This window comes from Streptomyces sp. NPDC102259, from assembly GCF_044766465.1.
Lineage (GTDB): Bacteria > Actinomycetota > Actinomycetes > Streptomycetales > Streptomycetaceae > Streptomyces.
On the sequence record NZ_JBIWMA010000010.1, the window covers coordinates 206,410 to 221,770 of the forward strand.

Consider the following 15,361-nt stretch of genomic DNA (forward strand, 5'->3'; position numbering starts at 1 on the left):
CGGCCGCACCGGCCGGACCGGCCCGGCCGGACGACGGAAGTGCGGGCGGAGCCACTCCCGTCGGGGGTGGAGCGTCCGTAGAGTGGTCGACGTGCCAAGGATTCGAGCGGCCTCCGTGGCCGAGCACCGGTCGATGCAGCGTGCCGCCCTGCTGGACGCGGCACGCTCCCTGTTGTCCGAGGGCGGGACGGAGGCGCTGACCTTCCCGGCCCTCGCCGAGCGCACGGGCCTCGCGCGCTCGTCCGTGTACGAGTACTTCCGCTCGCGGGCCGCCGTGGTCGAGGAGCTGTGCGAGGTCGACTTCCCCGTGTGGGCGGCGGAGGTCGAGGCGGCCATGGCCGTGGCCGACGGGGCCGAGGCCAAGGTCGAGGCGTATGTCCGCCGGCAGCTCGCCCTGGTGGGGGACCGGCGGCACCGGGCCGTCGTGGCGATCTCGGCCAGCGAGTTGGACGCGGGGGCCCGGGAGAAGATCCGGGCGGCGCACGGCGGGCTGGTGGCGATGATCGGGGCGGCGCTGGCGGAGCTGGGGCACGCGGAGCCCCGGCTGGCGGCGATGCTGTTGCAGGGCGTGGTGGACGCGGCGGTGCGGCGGATCGAGCTCGGGGCCGCGGAGGATCCCTCGGCGATCACGGTCGCCGCGGTGGCCATGGTGCTGCGGGGCGTCCGGGGCTGAGTCACGGCAGGGGCACGCCGAGCACCGGCAGCAGTCGTGACGGGCCACTCCGCCGCAGCCACGGGGGCAGCAGCGACAGCGGGTCCAGATAGGTCTCGCCGCTCAGCAGCCCCCAGTGCACACACGTGCGTGCGCAGTGCGAGCCCGTCGGCTCCACCGTGGCGACGACCTGGCCCGGCGCGACCTGGTCGCCCTTGCGCAGTGACGCACGTACCGGCTCGTAGGTGGTCCGCAGCGGCGGCCGGCCCGTCGCCGACAGTTCCACCGAGACGACGCCCCGGCCCGCCACCCGGCCCGCGAAGGACACCCGGCCGGCCGCCACCGCCCGTACCGGAGCGTCCGGCGCGGCCGCGAGGTCGACGCCTCGGTGGCCGCGGGCGTACGGGCTCGCCGGGGGCTCCCAGCCGCGTACCACCGCCGGACGGGCGCCCACCGGCCAGGCCCGGCCGATCGCCGGGACGGGCGGTGCGGGAAGGGCCCGGGCCTCCGGTGCGACCTGGGGGTCCGCCCACGCCGCCGAGACCACCGTCATGATCGACAGGACCGGCAGCAGGACCGTGAATCGCTGTGCGTGCATGGCGACACCGTCCCGTGTTCCCGCGGTCGCGGCCGGAGCCTGTGGACCACCCCGCGGTTGTGGACAGCGGCGTCACCCGGTGCCTCGCCGGTCCCGTACACTTCTTCTGGCGATCCGGGTCACCGGGTCGACTTCGCACGCCCCGGTATCGGGGACCGGTCACGGTCGGTCCTTCGGTATCCGCGCCCCTCGGTCCTTCGTGGCTCGGCGCACAGCGGGCGTCAGGCGCGGGAGCCGTCCGGCCCCCGCGGCACAACCGAGAAACTCAAGGAGAACGGCCATGGCCGTCGTCACGATGCGGGAGCTGCTGGAAAGCGGCGTCCACTTCGGTCACCAGACCCGTCGCTGGAACCCGAAGATGAAGCGCTTCATCTTCACCGAGCGCAACGGCATCTACATCATCGACCTGCTCCAGTCGCTGTCGTACATCGACCGCGCCTACGAGTTCGTCAAGGAGACCGTCGCCCACGGCGGCACGGTCATGTTCGTCGGTACGAAGAAGCAGGCGCAGGAAGCCATCGCGGAGCAGGCCACCCGCGTCGGCATGCCCTACGTCAACCAGCGCTGGCTGGGCGGCATGCTCACCAACTTTTCGACCGTCTACAAGCGCCTCCAGCGCCTCAAGGAGCTCGAGCTCATCGACTTCGAGGACGTCGCCGCCTCGGGTCTGACGAAGAAGGAGCTCCTGGTCCTCTCGCGTGAGAAGGCCAAGCTGGAGAAGACCCTCGGTGGTATCCGCGAGATGTCCAAGGTGCCCAGCGCCGTCTGGATCGTGGACACCAAGAAGGAGCACATCGCGGTCGGCGAGGCCCGGAAGCTCAACATCCCGGTCGTCGCCATCCTCGACACCAACTGCGACCCCGACGAGGTCGACTACAAGATCCCGGGCAACGACGACGCGATCCGCTCCGTCACCCTGCTCACCCGTGTGATCGCCGACGGCGTCGCCGAGGGCCTCATCGCCCGCTCCGGTGCCGGCAAGGCCGCCGAGGGTGACAAGGCCGCGGGCGAGCCGCTGGCCGCGTGGGAGCGCGACCTGCTCGAGGGCGAGAAGAAGGCCGACGCCGAGACCACGGACGAGGCCGCCGAGAAGCCGGCCGAGGCCGCTGCTGAGGCCGAGGCCCCCGCCGCCGAGGCCGAGGCTGAGGCCCCGGCCGCCGAGGCCCCCGCCGCTGAGGCTCCCGCCGCCGAGGCCGCTCCGGCCGCCGAGGGCGAGCAGGCCTGAGTCAGGCCGTAGGCCGTACGGTCGACAGGTCGTTCGTACGGCCCTAGGGACGAAGTGACGGCGGGGGGTGCCGAGTGCACCGCCCGCCGTTCACCCACAGCCCCCAGATCTTCGAGACTTCGAACTCCGAGAGAGATTCACAGATCATGGCGAACTACACCGCCGCTGACGTCAAGAAGCTCCGTGAGCTCACCGGCGCCGGCATGATGGACTGCAAGAAGGCGCTGGACGAGGCCGAGGGCAGCGTCGACAAGGCCGTCGAGGCGCTCCGGATCAAGGGCCAGAAGGGCGTCGCCAAGCGTGAGGGCCGCTCCGCCGAGAACGGCGCCGTGGTCTCGATCATCGCGGACGACAACTCCTCCGGCGTCCTCGTCGAGCTGAAGTGCGAGACGGACTTCGTCGCCAAGGGTGACAAGTTCCAGGCCGTCGCCAACGCGATCGCCGAGCACGTCGTCAAGACCTCCCCGGCCGACCTCGAGGCGCTGCTCGCGTCCGAGATCGAGGCCGGCAAGACCGTCCAGGCGTTCGTGGACGAGGCCAACGCCAACCTCGGCGAGAAGATCGTGCTGGACCGCTTCGCGCAGTTCGCCGACGGCTTCGTGACCGCGTACATGCACCGCACGATGCCCGACCTGCCCCCGCAGATCGGTGTCCTCGTCGAGCTGGACAAGCCGAACGCCGACGTCGCCAAGGGCATCGCCCAGCACATCGCCGCCTTCGCGCCGAAGTACCTCTCCAAGGAGGACGTGCCGGCCGACGTCGTCGAGTCCGAGCGCCGCGTCGCCGAGGAGACCACCCGCGCCGAGGGCAAGCCCGAGGCCGCCCTGCCGAAGATCGTCGAGGGTCGCCTCAACGGCTTCTTCAAGGACGCCACGCTGCTCGGCCAGCCGTACGCGCTGGACAACAAGAAGTCCGTCCAGAAGATCCTGGACGAGGCCGGTGTCACCCTGAAGCGCTTCACGCGCATCAAGGTCGGCATCTGAGTCCGTGCCGCGATCGACGCGTCGGCCCGATAGGGTCGGACACAGTCGTCCGGTACGCCGTCACGCGCGTGCGTGACGGACGACAGCAGATCTGACGAGGAGGCCATTGCCGCGCACGGGTTGGAACACCCCACCGGCAATGGCCTTCTTCGCATGTGCACCACGTGAAAGAGGCGGGATCTCCCATGACCACCAAGGCCCAGACGAGCGACGACGGCAAACTACGCGGCCGGTTCATGCTGAAGCTGTCCGGGGAGGCATTCTCCGGTGGCGGGGGCCTGGGCGTGGACCCCGACGTGGTGCACAAGATCGCCCGTGAGATCGCCGCCGTCGTCCGTGACGGCGCCGAGATCGCGGTCGTGATCGGCGGCGGCAACTTCTTCCGGGGCGCCGAGCTCCAGCAGCGCGGCATGGACCGCGCCCGCTCGGACTACATGGGCATGCTCGGCACGGTCATGAACTGCCTCGCCCTCCAGGACTTCCTGGAGAAGGAGGGCATCGACAGCCGCGTGCAGACCGCCATCACCATGGGCCAGGTCGCCGAGCCGTACATCCCGCTGCGCGCCGTGCGGCACCTGGAGAAGGGCCGCGTGGTCATCTTCGGCGCCGGTATGGGCATGCCCTACTTCTCCACCGACACCACCGCCGCCCAGCGCGCCCTGGAGATCGACGCCGAGGCGCTGCTGATGGGCAAGAACGGCGTGGACGGCGTCTACGACTCCGACCCGAAGACCAACCCGGCGGCCGTCAAGTTCGACGCCCTCGGCTACGGCGAGGTCATCACCCGGGACCTGAAGGTCGCCGACATGACCGCGATCACGCTGTGCCGCGACAACAAGCTCCCGATCCTCGTCTTCGAGCTTCTGACCGAGGGCAATATCGCTCGCGCCGTCAAGGGTGAGAAGATCGGCACGCTCGTGGGTGAGCAAGGCAGCCGGGCCTGACCGGTGGAACCCCGGTTTCGTACGACAACACCTGACCGGGGACGGACCCTGGTCGGGGGATGGACAATGTCCTGCCGGTCGGGAACCGTGCAGGAAGAAGACGTGACGCAGCCGGCCCGCCTCCGCAAGGAACCGCAGCCGGGCCTACTCAAGACACGCAGGAGCAAGTGGTGATCGAAGAGACCCTCCTCGAGGCCGAGGAGAAGATGGAGAAGGCGGTCGTGGTCGCCAAGGAGGACTTCGCCGCGATCCGCACCGGCCGTGCGCACCCGGCGATGTTCAACAAGATCGTCGCCGACTACTACGGAGCGCCGACGCCGATCAACCAGCTGGCTTCGTTCTCCGTGCCGGAGCCGCGCATGGCGGTCGTGACCCCGTTCGACAAGACCGCGCTGCGCAACATCGAGCAGGCGATCCGCGACTCCGACCTGGGCGTCAACCCGAGCAACGACGGCAACATCATCCGAGTGGTGTTCCCCGAGCTGACCGAGGAGCGCCGCCGCGACTACATCAAGGTCGCCAAGGGCAAGGGCGAGGACGCCAAGGTGTCCATCCGCGCCGTCCGTCGCAAGGCCAAGGACGCGATCGACAAGATGATCAAGGACGGCGAGGTCGGCGAGGACGAGGGCCGCCGTGCGGAGAAGGAACTCGACGACACCACCGCGAAGTACGTCGCCCAGGTGGACGAGCTCCTGAAGCACAAGGAAGCGGAGCTGCTCGAGGTCTGATGAACGACTCTTCCTGGGGCTCACCGCCACACGCCGGGTCGCGGGCCGGGTACTGGGGGCCCGTCGACCAGGGGCCTGTCCAGGGGGCCGCCCCGGCGGGTCCCGCATACGATGCGCCTGAGGCGCAGCAGACTCGCCCCATGCCCATCGTCCCCGACGTACCCGCGCGCGGCGGAAACCAGGATGACGACCGGGGGGCCGCTCGGCCGGGCGGCCCCTTGTTCCCGGACCGGCCCTACGGCACCCAGCCGTACGGCGACGCCGCCCACGGTCACGACACACCGTCGGCACAGCCCCACGCGGCGGTGCCGCAGAATCCGGAGCCCATGCCCGACGCCTCTCACCCGGCGCCCGCACCCCAGAAGAAGAGTGCGGGCCGAGACCTGGGCGCGGCCATAGGCGTCGGGGTCGGGCTCGGCGTAGTGATCGTCGCGTCGCTGTTCGTCGTCAAGGCCGTGTTCATCGGCGTGATAGCGGTGGCCGTCGTCGTCGGCCTGTGGGAGCTGACCAGCAGGCTTCAGGAGCGCAAGGGCATCAAGGCGCCGCTCGTACCGCTCGCGGTCGGCGGCGCGGCGATGGTCGTCGCCGGATACGTCCGGGGTCCCGAGGGCGCCTGGGTCGCCATGGCCCTCACCGCGCTCGCGGTGCTGGTCTGGCGGATGACCGAACCGCCCGAGGGCTATCTCAAGGACGTCACGGCCGGCGTCTTCGCGGCCTTCTACGTCCCGTTCCTGGCCACGTTCGTCGCCCTGATGCTCACCGCCGACGACGGAGCGTTCCGCGTCATGACGTTCCTGCTCCTGACGGTCGTCAGCGACACGGGCGCGTACGCCGTCGGCTGGCGCTTCGGCAAGACCAAGCTCGCCCCGCGCATCAGCCCGGGCAAGACCCGCGAGGGCCTGCTCGGCGCGGTGTCGTTCGCGATGGTCGCCGGCGCGCTGCTGATGCAGTTCGTGATCGACGACGGCACCTGGTGGCAGGGCCTGCTGCTCGGCCTCGCCGTCGCGGCCAGCGCCACGCTCGGCGACCTCGGCGAGTCCATGATCAAGCGGGACCTGGGCATCAAGGACATGGGCACGCTGCTCCCGGGCCACGGGGGCATCATGGACCGGCTGGACTCGCTGCTGCCCACGGCTCCCGTGGTGTGGCTGCTGCTCGTCCTGTTCGTGGGTTCCGGCTGACCCACGCGGCACCACCGGCTCACGCGGGCCCCCTCCCTGATCTCCAGGGCGGGGGCCCGTTGTCGTGGCTTGTCGTGCCTTGTGGGTGACGGGGCGGCCGGTCCGGTCGTTGTGATCAAGGTCGCGGCTGCTGTGCCGGGAACCTCGCCGAAACGTAAGGACACCTGCCGGCCCATGCTTGACCACGACTCACTCTCCTCGTTGCCGGCGCACGCATCCAGGACGACCGGCGACCCCGAGCTGCTCGCGGTCGCGCCCAAGGTGCTGCGCGACGAGCTGATGGCCGCCGCCGAATGGGTGGCGCGCTATCTGGCCGACGTGCGAGACCGGCCGGTCTCCCAGCGGATGTCCGCCGCCCACCGGGTACGGCTCGCCGGTCCCTCGCTGCCCGAACAGGGCATGGCGCTCGGCGGGCTGCTGACGTTCGTCGAGGAGGCGATCGCCCCCTACCCGACCGGCAACGGGCACCCCGCCTTCTTCGCCTGGATCAACTCACCGCCCTCCGCACCCGGAGTGATCGCCGAACTGCTCGCCACGGCGGTCAACGCCACCTGCGGCATGGGCGAGCACGCCCTGATGGACCTCGAACGCGGTACGGTCCGCGACCTGGCGGCGCTGGCCGGGCTGCCGGACGGCAGCGGTGGCGTCCTGACCAGCGGTGGCTCCATGGCCAACCTGCTGGCCCTGGCCTGCGCCCGCACCTGGTTCCTCACCCGACGGGACGCCGCCGACGGACCGGCGTACGACCGCGACCACTCCCGGCTCACCCTCTACTACAGCGACCAGGCCCACATGTCCGTCGCCAAGGCCGCCGCCACCATCGGACTGCCCGCGCACCGACTGCGCCCGATCGCCACCGATGCCGACGACCGACTGGACCCGGCCGCCCTGCGTGCCGCGGTCGAGGCCGACACGGCGGCCGGGCTGCTGCCGTTCTGCACCATCAGCACGCTCGGCACCACCGCCACCGGAGCCGTCGACCCGCTGGAGCCCATCGCCGCGGCCTGCCGCGACCACGGGATGTGGCACCACGCCGACGGCGCCTGGGGCGGACTCGGCGCCGCGGTCCCCGCACTCGCGCCGCACTACGCCGGCGTGGCCCGGCTCGACTCACTGACCGTCGACCCCCACAAGACCCTCAGCGTCCCGGTGGGCTGCGGAGCGCTGCTGCTCCCCGACCCAAACACCTGCACACCGCCTTCGCCCACCGCGCCTCCTACCTCACGTCCGACGACCGCACCCCCTGGCCATGGCTCTCCCACGCCACCGTGGAACTCACCCGCCCCGGCACGCGTGCCCTCACCCTGTGGGCCACCCTGCACCACCTGGGACGCACCGGAGTGACGGAACTGCTGGAGCACTACCTGGCGTTGGCCGCCGAGCTACGCTCCAGGATCGCCGCCCACCCGCTGCTGGAGCTGCGCGCCGGCGGCCCGCTGCCGGTGGCCTGCTTCCGTGTGCGCACCGACGCGCCCGATCCGGACGCCTTGCACGCCGACATCGCTCAGTACGTCCAGGAGGCCGGCCGCGCCTACCTGGCCTCCGTCACCCACCACGGCGAGACGATCCTGCGCGCCTGCATCTGCAACCACCGGACGACCTCCGCCGTCCTCGACACCCTCCTCGACGAGGTGACCCGCGCCGTCCGCCACCACGAGAGCCGGCCGTCGGCTCACCTGCCCGGCCCCGGCTCCGGCCTTGTCCGTCCCAGCACGCACAGCGAAGGCTGATCGCCCAGTTCAGGGCTGGCGCCGGACGCTGACGGCGTCCGGCGCATGATGAGCGCCATGGAGAACGCGGTCGAGAAGATCAAGGTCTGGTTCCGGTTCGTCCCGCGCGAAGGGTGGTTGCCGATGGACACGGAGGGCCTGTGGGCGACGAGACACAGCGCCGACACGGCCGGCGTCCAGAACATCCCGTTCCTTCAGGACGGGGTGGCCGAGGGCGACGTCGTGCGCTTCCGGACCGACTCCGAAGGGGTGCACTGGGCCGTCGGGCGGGTCAGCTCGGCCGGTAACTGCACGATCCGCGTCCTGCCCGTCGCCACCGGCCCCCTGGGGCGCAGTGCCCAGGCAGTGCATCAGCGCCTTGCGGAGTTCCGTCTCGGCGGCGAGGTGTTCAGTGAGGAGTTCCCCATGGTGGCGTTCACCGCACCGGCCGGCGCGGACTTCGCCGGGATCAAGGCCCTCCTGCAGCAAGGGCAGGAGGAAGGGTGGTGGCACTACGAAGTCGGCTGCGGCACCGACGAGTGGTGGAACGCCTGACGCCCACGAGAGCCGAAGCCTTCGCGCCCCCCCTTCGACCTCTTGCGGGTCGCTGGGCCGTCATTGGGCCGTCGCTGGGAGTGGGACTCTACTTCTCAGGCCTGTGCGAGGCGCCGATGGACCACCTCGCCGCTTGTGGCGATGAATCGTTCAGTGGCCGTACGGTGCCGGTTCCAACGGCTGGTGAACTCGGCTTCCTCCACGATGCCTCGCCTCCAGTAGCTGCCGAGTTGCTGACCGGCGCTGTTCAGTTCCTGCAGCGCTGAGAGCAGGGCCCGATCCTTCGAGAGGATTTGCAGCCGAGCTGACGCCAGCCCGTGAGCTGATACATCCCAGCTACTGACGCGGTCATCCATGTCGAGGACCCGCTCCTCCCAGACACGGTTATGGAAGTCTGAGGATGAGGCGGCTAGGTAAGCGCATTGCTCCAAGAGCAGCTCCGAGACGCGAGCCCGGTGTTCAGCGCGCTTCACGAGGTGCTGCCCCAGCAGAGCGATCGCAGCACCGACAACAGTTGCGAACAACGTCCCCCATATGCCCATAGGGGCATTGTTTCCTGGCTGCCGCTCGCTGCATGCCGAATCGGCAAGGGCGCGCTCTACTGAGGTGGGACGCGCTTGCCTTGGAACAGAACGCTGTCCACTGCCTTCCGTGTCCGCTCCTGACTCGATGGCATCAGGTGCGCGTACACACCCCACCTGATGCCCTGGCGGCGCGGAGACGGCCCATCGGGCATGAGACGGCCGTGACGACATCGGCACCGCAAGATTTCGCAGGCCAACTATTGACGGCGGCCACCGCGGTCCGGTCCAGCCGCCTGTGCCAAACTCAGGAGGCTCGGTTTCGGGCATATCTGACTCGGGAGTGCGCATGGATCCGGCTTTAGGAGACTCGGCAACGGCCTGATGAACTGTATCGGCGTAGCTTGGTTCGGCTACCAGGCCCTATACGGCGAGGGGGGGCTACGGTTCCTCTCCATTCTCTTGTTGATCATGGGTGCGGCGATACTTACAGGCGCGGTCACCGATCACTTCCACCGTCCGCCGAAGCGGCGACGGGCCCATGAGCGGACGCCGGAGCCAAGGCCTCACAGGCTTTGGGGGAGCCGACCAAGGCCCAAGGGGGACCTCGGGACGCCGAAGGGGTGGGGAGTCCTTAGCGAGCCCCACGTGCCCGATCGGTCGGTGAGCGGTGGGAAGCTCCTCGAAATCTTGGATGCTGACGAGGGATACTTTGATCGCATCTGGTATACGCGCGATATCGCTCGCATAACCGAGAAGCCCGACGATCCGGACGTAGGAAAAAAGGTCGCGAGCGGCTGGAAAAGAAGTACGGAAGGGAGGATTTGCTGCCAGAGAATGACTGGGAGTTCGGCTTCTGGAACGGCAAGCTTGCAGCCCTGTGATGGGTTTTGGGAAGTAAATGGGACTTCCTTGACCTATAGGAAGCCGCCGGTGTCCAGTAGGCGCATGGTGCCATCGGGTGGGCCGCCCCTGGGCCGTCCCTGGGCCGTGCGAGGTCGGCCAACGCTGACGGGCGGTGCCCATGGGTGACCACCCCCACGCTGCTCTGGCCTGGGGCCCCGGAGATGATCTGCCACACTGGACGTGTTATGCCTGCACCCGGAGAACTTACTTTCGTCGCCCCCCGCGCAGCCAAGAAGCCGCCGCGGCACCTCGCCGACCTCTCGCCCGCCGAGCGGAAGGAGGTCGTGGCGGAGATCGGTGAGAAGCCGTTCCGTGCCAAGCAGCTCTCGCAGCACTACTTCGCGCGTTACGCGCACGACCCGGCGGAGTGGACCGACATCCCCGCCGGTGCGCGCGAGAAGCTGCGTGAGGCGCTGCTGCCGGACCTGATGTCGGTCGTACGGCATCTGTCGACGGACCAGGGGACCACCCGCAAGACCCTGTGGCGGCTGTTCGACGGCACGCTCGTGGAATCGGTGCTGATGCGCTACCCGGACCGGGTGACGATGTGCATCAGTTCGCAGGCCGGGTGCGGGATGAACTGCCCGTTCTGCGCGACCGGACAGGCGGGGCTGGACCGCAATCTGTCCACCGCCGAGATCGTGCATCAGATCGTCGACGGGATGCGGGCGCTGCGGGACGGGGAGGTGCCCGGGGGTCCTGCCAGGCTCTCCAACATCGTCTTCATGGGGATGGGCGAGCCTCTCGCCAACTACAAGCGGGTCGTGGGCTCCATCCGCGCGCTCACCGACCCGGCTCCGGACGGGCTGGGGCTCTCGCAGCGGGGCATCACCGTGTCGACGGTCGGGCTTGTGCCGGCCATCCACCGGTTCTCCGACGAGGGCTTCAAGTGCCGGCTCGCGATCTCCCTGCACGCGCCGGACGACGAGCTGCGTGACACCCTCGTCCCCGTGAACACGCGGTGGAAGGTGCGCGAGGTGCTGGACGCCGGGTTCGAGTACACCGAGCGGTCCGGGCGCCGGCTGTCCATCGAGTACGCGCTGATCCGCGACATCAACGACCAGGCCTGGCGTGGTGACCGGCTCGGCCGGCTGCTGCGCGGCAAGCCCGTGCACGTCAACCTCATCCCGCTGAACCCGACGCCGGGCTCGAAGTGGACGGCCTCGCGGCCCGAGGACGAGAAGGCGTTCGTCGAGGCGATCGCCGCGCACGGGGTGCCCGTCACGGTCCGGGACACCCGTGGTCAGGAGATCGACGGGGCGTGCGGTCAGCTCGCGGCCACCGAGCGGTAGTCTGACCCCGATATCAGCTATCGGGTATCAGTACATCCGTATCGATACATCTTCATATTCCGACAGGGGAGCGCCACAGCGCTGAGAGTGCGGGAGAGTCCGCAGACCCTCTGAACCTTGCCCAGGTCATTCTGGGTAGGAAGTTCGGTCATCACTCAAGCTGTTGCGCCCTGCCCGGGCACCGGCGGAACCTTCCGCGGGCGTCCGGGCAGGGCCGCGTCTCTTCCTGGTCAACCCCAGGAGGAATCCAGTGCACACCAGGACGTTCGTGGCCGCGGCCGTCGGCCTCGGCCTCGTCACGCTGTCCGCCTGCGGATCGTCGGACGACGACGGTTCCGCGGCGGGCTCCAAGACCGTCACCCTCGTCAGCCACGACTCGTGGGCCGTCTCCAAGAGCGTGCTCGCGGACTTCGAGAAGAGCTCCGGCTACCGGGTGAAGGTCCTCAAGGACGGCGACGCAGGTCAGGCCGTCAACAAGGCCATCCTCACCAAGGACAACCCGCAGGGCGACGTCTTCTTCGGCGTCGACAACACGCTCCTGTCGCGCGCCCTCGACAACGGGCTGTTCCAGTCGTACGAGGCGAAGGGCGCCGACCAGGTCCTGCCCGCGTACCGGACCGATCAGGGCAAGCACCGGGTCACGCCCGTCGACACCGGCGACATCTGCGTCAACTACGACAAGGCGTACTTCAGCGAGCACAAGCTGACCCCGCCCGCCTCCTTCGACGACCTGCTGAAGCCCGCGTACAAGAACCTGCTGGTCACCGAGAACGCCGCCACCTCCTCGCCGGGCCTGGGATTCCTCCTCGGGACCGCCGTGAAGTACGGCGACGATGGCTGGGCGGACTACTGGAAGAAGCTGAAGGCCAACGGCGTGAAGGTCGTCGACGGCTGGGAGCAGGCCTACAACGAGGAGTTCTCCGGGTCCGCGGGCGGCAAGAAGGCGGGGGCCGACCGGCCGCTCGTCGTCTCGTACGCCTCCTCGCCACCCGCCGAGGTGATCTACGGCGACCCGAAGCCGACCACCGCCCCGACCGGCGTCTCCACCGGCACCTGCTTCCGCCAGGTCGAGTACGCGGGTCTGCTGAGCAACGCCGCCAACCCCGAGGGTGGCAAGGCGCTCCTCGACTTCCTGCTCACCGCGGAGTTCCAGCAGGACATGCCGCTGAACATGTTCGTCTACCCGGTCCGGAAGGGGGCCGCGGTCCCGGCGGAGTTCACGCGGTTCGGGCCGCAGGCCAAGGACCCCGAGACCCTGGACCCGGCGAAGATCGCCGACAACCGTGACGACTGGGTCAAGTCATGGACCTCGCTCGTACTGAAGTGACCCGGCGCGCGGCCCGCGCGGGGAACGCGGCGCGGCTCGGGCTCATGGCCGTGCCCGTCGCGTTCTTCGCGGTCTTCTTCGCCTACCCGGTCGCCGCGATCATCGCCCGGGGACTCGGCGCCGACGGGGGCCTGCGCTTCGGGCGGCTGTGGGACGTGCTCGCGCAGTCCGACATCCGGCACGTCCTGTGGTTCACCACCTGGCAGGCGCTGGCCTCCACCGCGCTCACGCTCCTGGTGGCGCTGCCCGCCGCGTATGTCTTCGCCCGTCTGGAGTTCCCGGGCAAGCAGGTGCTGCGCGCCGTCGTCACCGTCCCGTTCGTGCTGCCGACGGTCGTCGTCGGCACGGCGTTCCTGGCGCTCGTCGGACGCGGCGGACTGCTCGACGACCTGTGGGGCGTACGGCTGGACACCACGGTGTGGGCGATCCTGCTGGCGCACGTCTTCTTCAACTACGCGGTCGTCGTACGCACGGTGGGCGGGCTGTGGTCGCAGCTCGACCCCCGGCAGGAGGAGGCGGCGCGGATGCTCGGCGCGTCCCGCCCGACGGCGTGGCGCACGGTCACCCTGCCCGCCCTGGGGCCCGCCGTCGCGGCCGCCGCGCTGATGGTCTTCCTCTTCACCTTCACCTCCTTCGGAGTGGTGCAGATCCTCGGCGGCCCCACCTTCTCCACCCTCGAGGTGGAGATCTACCGGCAGACCTCCGAGATCTTCGACCTGTCCACGGCCGCCGTCCTCACGATCGTCCAGTTCGCGGCCGTCGGCGCGATCCTCGCCGTGCACGCCCGGACCGTACGGCGGCGGGAGACCGCGTTGCGGCTGGTCGACCCGTCGGTGACGGCGCGGCGACCGCGCGGGGCCGGGCAGTGGGCGCTGCTCGCCGGGGTGCTCGGCACGATCGCCGTGCTGTTGGTGCTGCCGCTGGCGGTGTTGGCGCAGCGCTCGCTGGACGCGCCCGACTTCGCCTACTACAAGGCGCTGACCAGTGACGACGGCAATGTCTTCCTGGTCCCGCCGATCGAGGCGATCGGCAACTCGCTCGAGTACGCCGCGACCGCGACCGCGATCGCCGTGGCCGTCGGCGGGCTCGCCGCGGCGGCGCTCACCCGACGGGACGCCGGACGGCTGGTCCGCGGCTTCGACGCGCTGCTGATGCTGCCGCTGGGCGTCTCCGCGGTGACCGTCGGCTTCGGCTTCCTGATCGCGCTCGACGAGCCGCCGCTGGACCTGCGCGGTACGTGGATCCTGGTGCCGCTGGCGCAGGCGCTCGTCGGCGTCCCCTTCGTCGTACGGACCATGCTGCCGGTGCTGCGGGCGGTGGACCAACGGCTGCGTGAGGCGGCGGCCGTGCTCGGGGCGTCGCCCTGGCGGGTGTGGCGGGAGGTCGACCTGCCGATGGTGTGGCGGGCGCTGCTCGTCGCGGCCGGGTTCGCCTTCGCGGTGTCGCTGGGGGAGTTCGGGGCGACGGTGTTCATCGCGCGGCCCGACAACCCGACGCTGCCGGTCGCCGTAGCGCGGTTGCTGGGGCGGGCAGGCGAGCTCAACTACGGCCAGGCGATGGCCCTTTCGACGATTCTGATGGTGGTGTGCGTGGTGGCCCTGCTGGTGCTGGAGCGACTGCGGACCGACCGGACGGGGGAGTTGTAGATGCTGCTGGAACTGGAGCGCGCGACCGTGCGGTTCGGTGGGCGGCCCGTGCTCGACGCCGTCGATCTCGCCGTCGCCGAGCACCAGGTGGTGTGTGTGCTGGGGCCGAGCGGCAGCGGCAAGTCCACGCTGTTGCGGGCGGTGGCCGGGCTCCAGCCGCTGGACGCCGGGCGGGTGCTGCTCGACGGGCGCGACCAGGCGGGCGTGGCCGCGCACAAGCGGGAGCTCGGGCTGATGTTCCAGGATCATCAGCTGTTCCCGCAGCGGGACGTGGGCGGCAATGTGGCCTTCGGGCTGCGGATGCACGGCATGCCCAGAGCCCGGCAGGGCGAGCGGGTGGCGGAGTTGCTCGAACTGGTCGGCCTGCCGGGCGCCGCCGGCCGTGCGGTGGCCGCGCTCTCCGGTGGGGAGCAGCAGCGGGTGGCGCTGGCCCGGGCCCTCGCGCCGCGGCCCCGGCTGCTGATGCTCGACGAGCCGCTCGGTCAGCTCGACCGGTCGCTGCGGGAGCGCCTGGTCGTCGAACTCCGGGAGTTGTTCGGCCGGTTGGGGACGACCGTGCTCGCCGTCACCCACGATCAGGGCGAGGCGTTCGCGCTCGCCGACCGGGTCGTGGTGATGCGGGACGGGCGGATCGCCCAGTCCGGCACGCCCCTCGAGGTGTGGCAGCGGCCGGCGGACGCGTTCGTGGCGCGTTTCCTCGGCTTCGACAACGTGGTGGAGGCGACCGTCACGGAGGAGGCCGCGGTCACGCCGTGGGGCAAGGTGCCGGTGCCGGCCGGGTCGGGACAGGGGGCGCGCACGCTGCTCGTCCGGCCCGCCGGTGTGCGCCTGGTGGGCGCGGACGAGGGACTGCGCTGCACGGTGGCCGCCCGTACCTTCCGGGGCACCCATGTCGCCGTACACCTCCAGCCGGAGGGCGCCCCGAGGCTGGAGGCGGCGTGCACGCTGCGGGAAGCGCCGGAGGTCGGGAGCATGGTGGGAGTGTCCTTCGACGCGACCGAGACCGTCGTACTGGACTGACCGCCGGCACAGGGCGAACTCGGGCCGGGGGCGCGGGACATGCGGAAGGCCCGCCCCGGAGAGGGGCGGGCCGC

At 70.3% G+C, this 15,361-nt stretch carries 15 protein-coding genes and 1 riboswitch; of the genes, 13 read left to right on the forward strand and 2 right to left on the reverse strand.

Annotated features, from left to right (window positions below; translation table 11 throughout):
* Positions 1 to 115: 115 nt before the first annotated feature.
* Positions 116 to 673, forward strand: coding sequence for a TetR/AcrR family transcriptional regulator (locus tag ACIRPU_RS23860; protein WP_403870694.1), 558 nt, complete (start codon positions 116 to 118; stop codon positions 671 to 673).
* 1 nt (position 674) lies between these two features.
* Here ACIRPU_RS23860 and ACIRPU_RS23865 read toward each other — a convergent pair whose 3' ends face one another.
* Positions 675 to 1,250, reverse strand: coding sequence for a M23 family metallopeptidase (locus ACIRPU_RS23865; protein ID WP_403870499.1), 576 nt, complete (start codon positions 1,248 to 1,250; stop codon positions 675 to 677).
* A 280-nt stretch (positions 1,251 to 1,530) separates the two neighbouring features.
* On the opposite strand from ACIRPU_RS23865, the gene rpsB reads away from it, so the two are divergent.
* The 8 genes from rpsB (at position 1,531) to ACIRPU_RS23905 (ending at position 8,575) form a co-directional block, all read left to right on the forward strand.
* Positions 1,531 to 2,475, forward strand: a complete 945-nt coding sequence (gene rpsB / locus ACIRPU_RS23870) for a 30S ribosomal protein S2 (RefSeq protein WP_403870502.1) — start codon at positions 1,531 to 1,533, stop codon at positions 2,473 to 2,475.
* Positions 2,476 to 2,621: 146 nt separating this feature from the next.
* Positions 2,622 to 3,458, forward strand: a complete 837-nt coding sequence (gene tsf, locus ACIRPU_RS23875; RefSeq protein WP_384112796.1) for a translation elongation factor Ts — start codon at positions 2,622 to 2,624, stop codon at positions 3,456 to 3,458.
* A gap of 185 nt (positions 3,459 to 3,643) precedes the next feature.
* A complete protein-coding gene (gene pyrH, locus ACIRPU_RS23880; RefSeq protein WP_062641698.1) occupies positions 3,644 to 4,402 on the forward strand; it encodes a UMP kinase in 759 nt (252 codons plus the stop codon).
* A gap of 170 nt (positions 4,403 to 4,572) precedes the next feature.
* Positions 4,573 to 5,130, forward strand: coding sequence for a ribosome recycling factor (frr, locus tag ACIRPU_RS23885; RefSeq protein ID WP_355705153.1), 558 nt, complete (start codon positions 4,573 to 4,575; stop codon positions 5,128 to 5,130).
* A complete protein-coding gene (locus ACIRPU_RS23890; RefSeq protein WP_403870507.1) occupies positions 5,130 to 6,311 on the forward strand; it encodes a phosphatidate cytidylyltransferase in 1,182 nt (393 codons plus the stop codon). Before frr ends, ACIRPU_RS23890 begins: the two co-directional genes overlap by 1 nt.
* Positions 6,312 to 6,485: 174 nt before the next feature.
* Complete coding sequence (locus ACIRPU_RS23895; RefSeq protein WP_403870510.1) at positions 6,486 to 7,655, forward strand: pyridoxal phosphate-dependent decarboxylase family protein; 1,170 nt, start codon at positions 6,486 to 6,488, stop codon at positions 7,653 to 7,655.
* On the forward strand, positions 7,580 to 8,041 hold the full coding sequence (locus tag ACIRPU_RS23900; protein WP_403870513.1) for a hypothetical protein: 462 nt from the start codon (positions 7,580 to 7,582) through the stop codon (positions 8,039 to 8,041). The genes ACIRPU_RS23895 and ACIRPU_RS23900 overlap by 76 nt, the downstream gene beginning before the upstream one ends.
* 57 nt (positions 8,042 to 8,098) lie before the next feature.
* Entirely contained in the window at positions 8,099 to 8,575 is a 477-nt protein-coding gene (locus ACIRPU_RS23905; protein ID WP_403870516.1) for a DUF4265 domain-containing protein, read from the forward strand.
* Between the two features lie 95 nt (positions 8,576 to 8,670).
* On the opposite strand, the gene ACIRPU_RS23910 is transcribed toward ACIRPU_RS23905, so the two are convergent.
* On the reverse strand, positions 8,671 to 8,931 hold the full coding sequence (locus ACIRPU_RS23910) for a hypothetical protein (RefSeq protein ID WP_403870519.1): 261 nt from the start codon (positions 8,929 to 8,931) through the stop codon (positions 8,671 to 8,673).
* A gap of 1,256 nt (positions 8,932 to 10,187) precedes the next feature.
* Here ACIRPU_RS23910 and rlmN point away from each other — a divergent pair.
* The 4 genes from rlmN (at position 10,188) to ACIRPU_RS23930 (ending at position 15,287) form a co-directional block, all read left to right on the forward strand.
* Positions 10,188 to 11,294, forward strand: coding sequence for a 23S rRNA (adenine(2503)-C(2))-methyltransferase RlmN (rlmN, locus tag ACIRPU_RS23915; RefSeq protein WP_355705150.1), 1,107 nt, complete (start codon positions 10,188 to 10,190; stop codon positions 11,292 to 11,294).
* A 54-nt stretch (positions 11,295 to 11,348) separates the two neighbouring features.
* Positions 11,349 to 11,454, forward strand: a riboswitch (TPP riboswitch).
* A gap of 90 nt (positions 11,455 to 11,544) precedes the next feature.
* Positions 11,545 to 12,621: a thiamine ABC transporter substrate binding subunit gene (locus ACIRPU_RS23920; protein ID WP_403870523.1), complete on the forward strand. Its 1,077-nt coding sequence runs from the start codon at positions 11,545 to 11,547 to the stop codon at positions 12,619 to 12,621.
* A complete protein-coding gene (locus ACIRPU_RS23925) occupies positions 12,597 to 14,267 on the forward strand; it encodes an ABC transporter permease (protein ID WP_403870527.1) in 1,671 nt (556 codons plus the stop codon). Before ACIRPU_RS23920 ends, ACIRPU_RS23925 begins: the two co-directional genes overlap by 25 nt.
* Entirely contained in the window at positions 14,268 to 15,287 is a 1,020-nt protein-coding gene (locus tag ACIRPU_RS23930; protein WP_403870530.1) for an ABC transporter ATP-binding protein, read from the forward strand.
* The last annotated feature ends 74 nt before the right edge of the window (positions 15,288 to 15,361 follow it).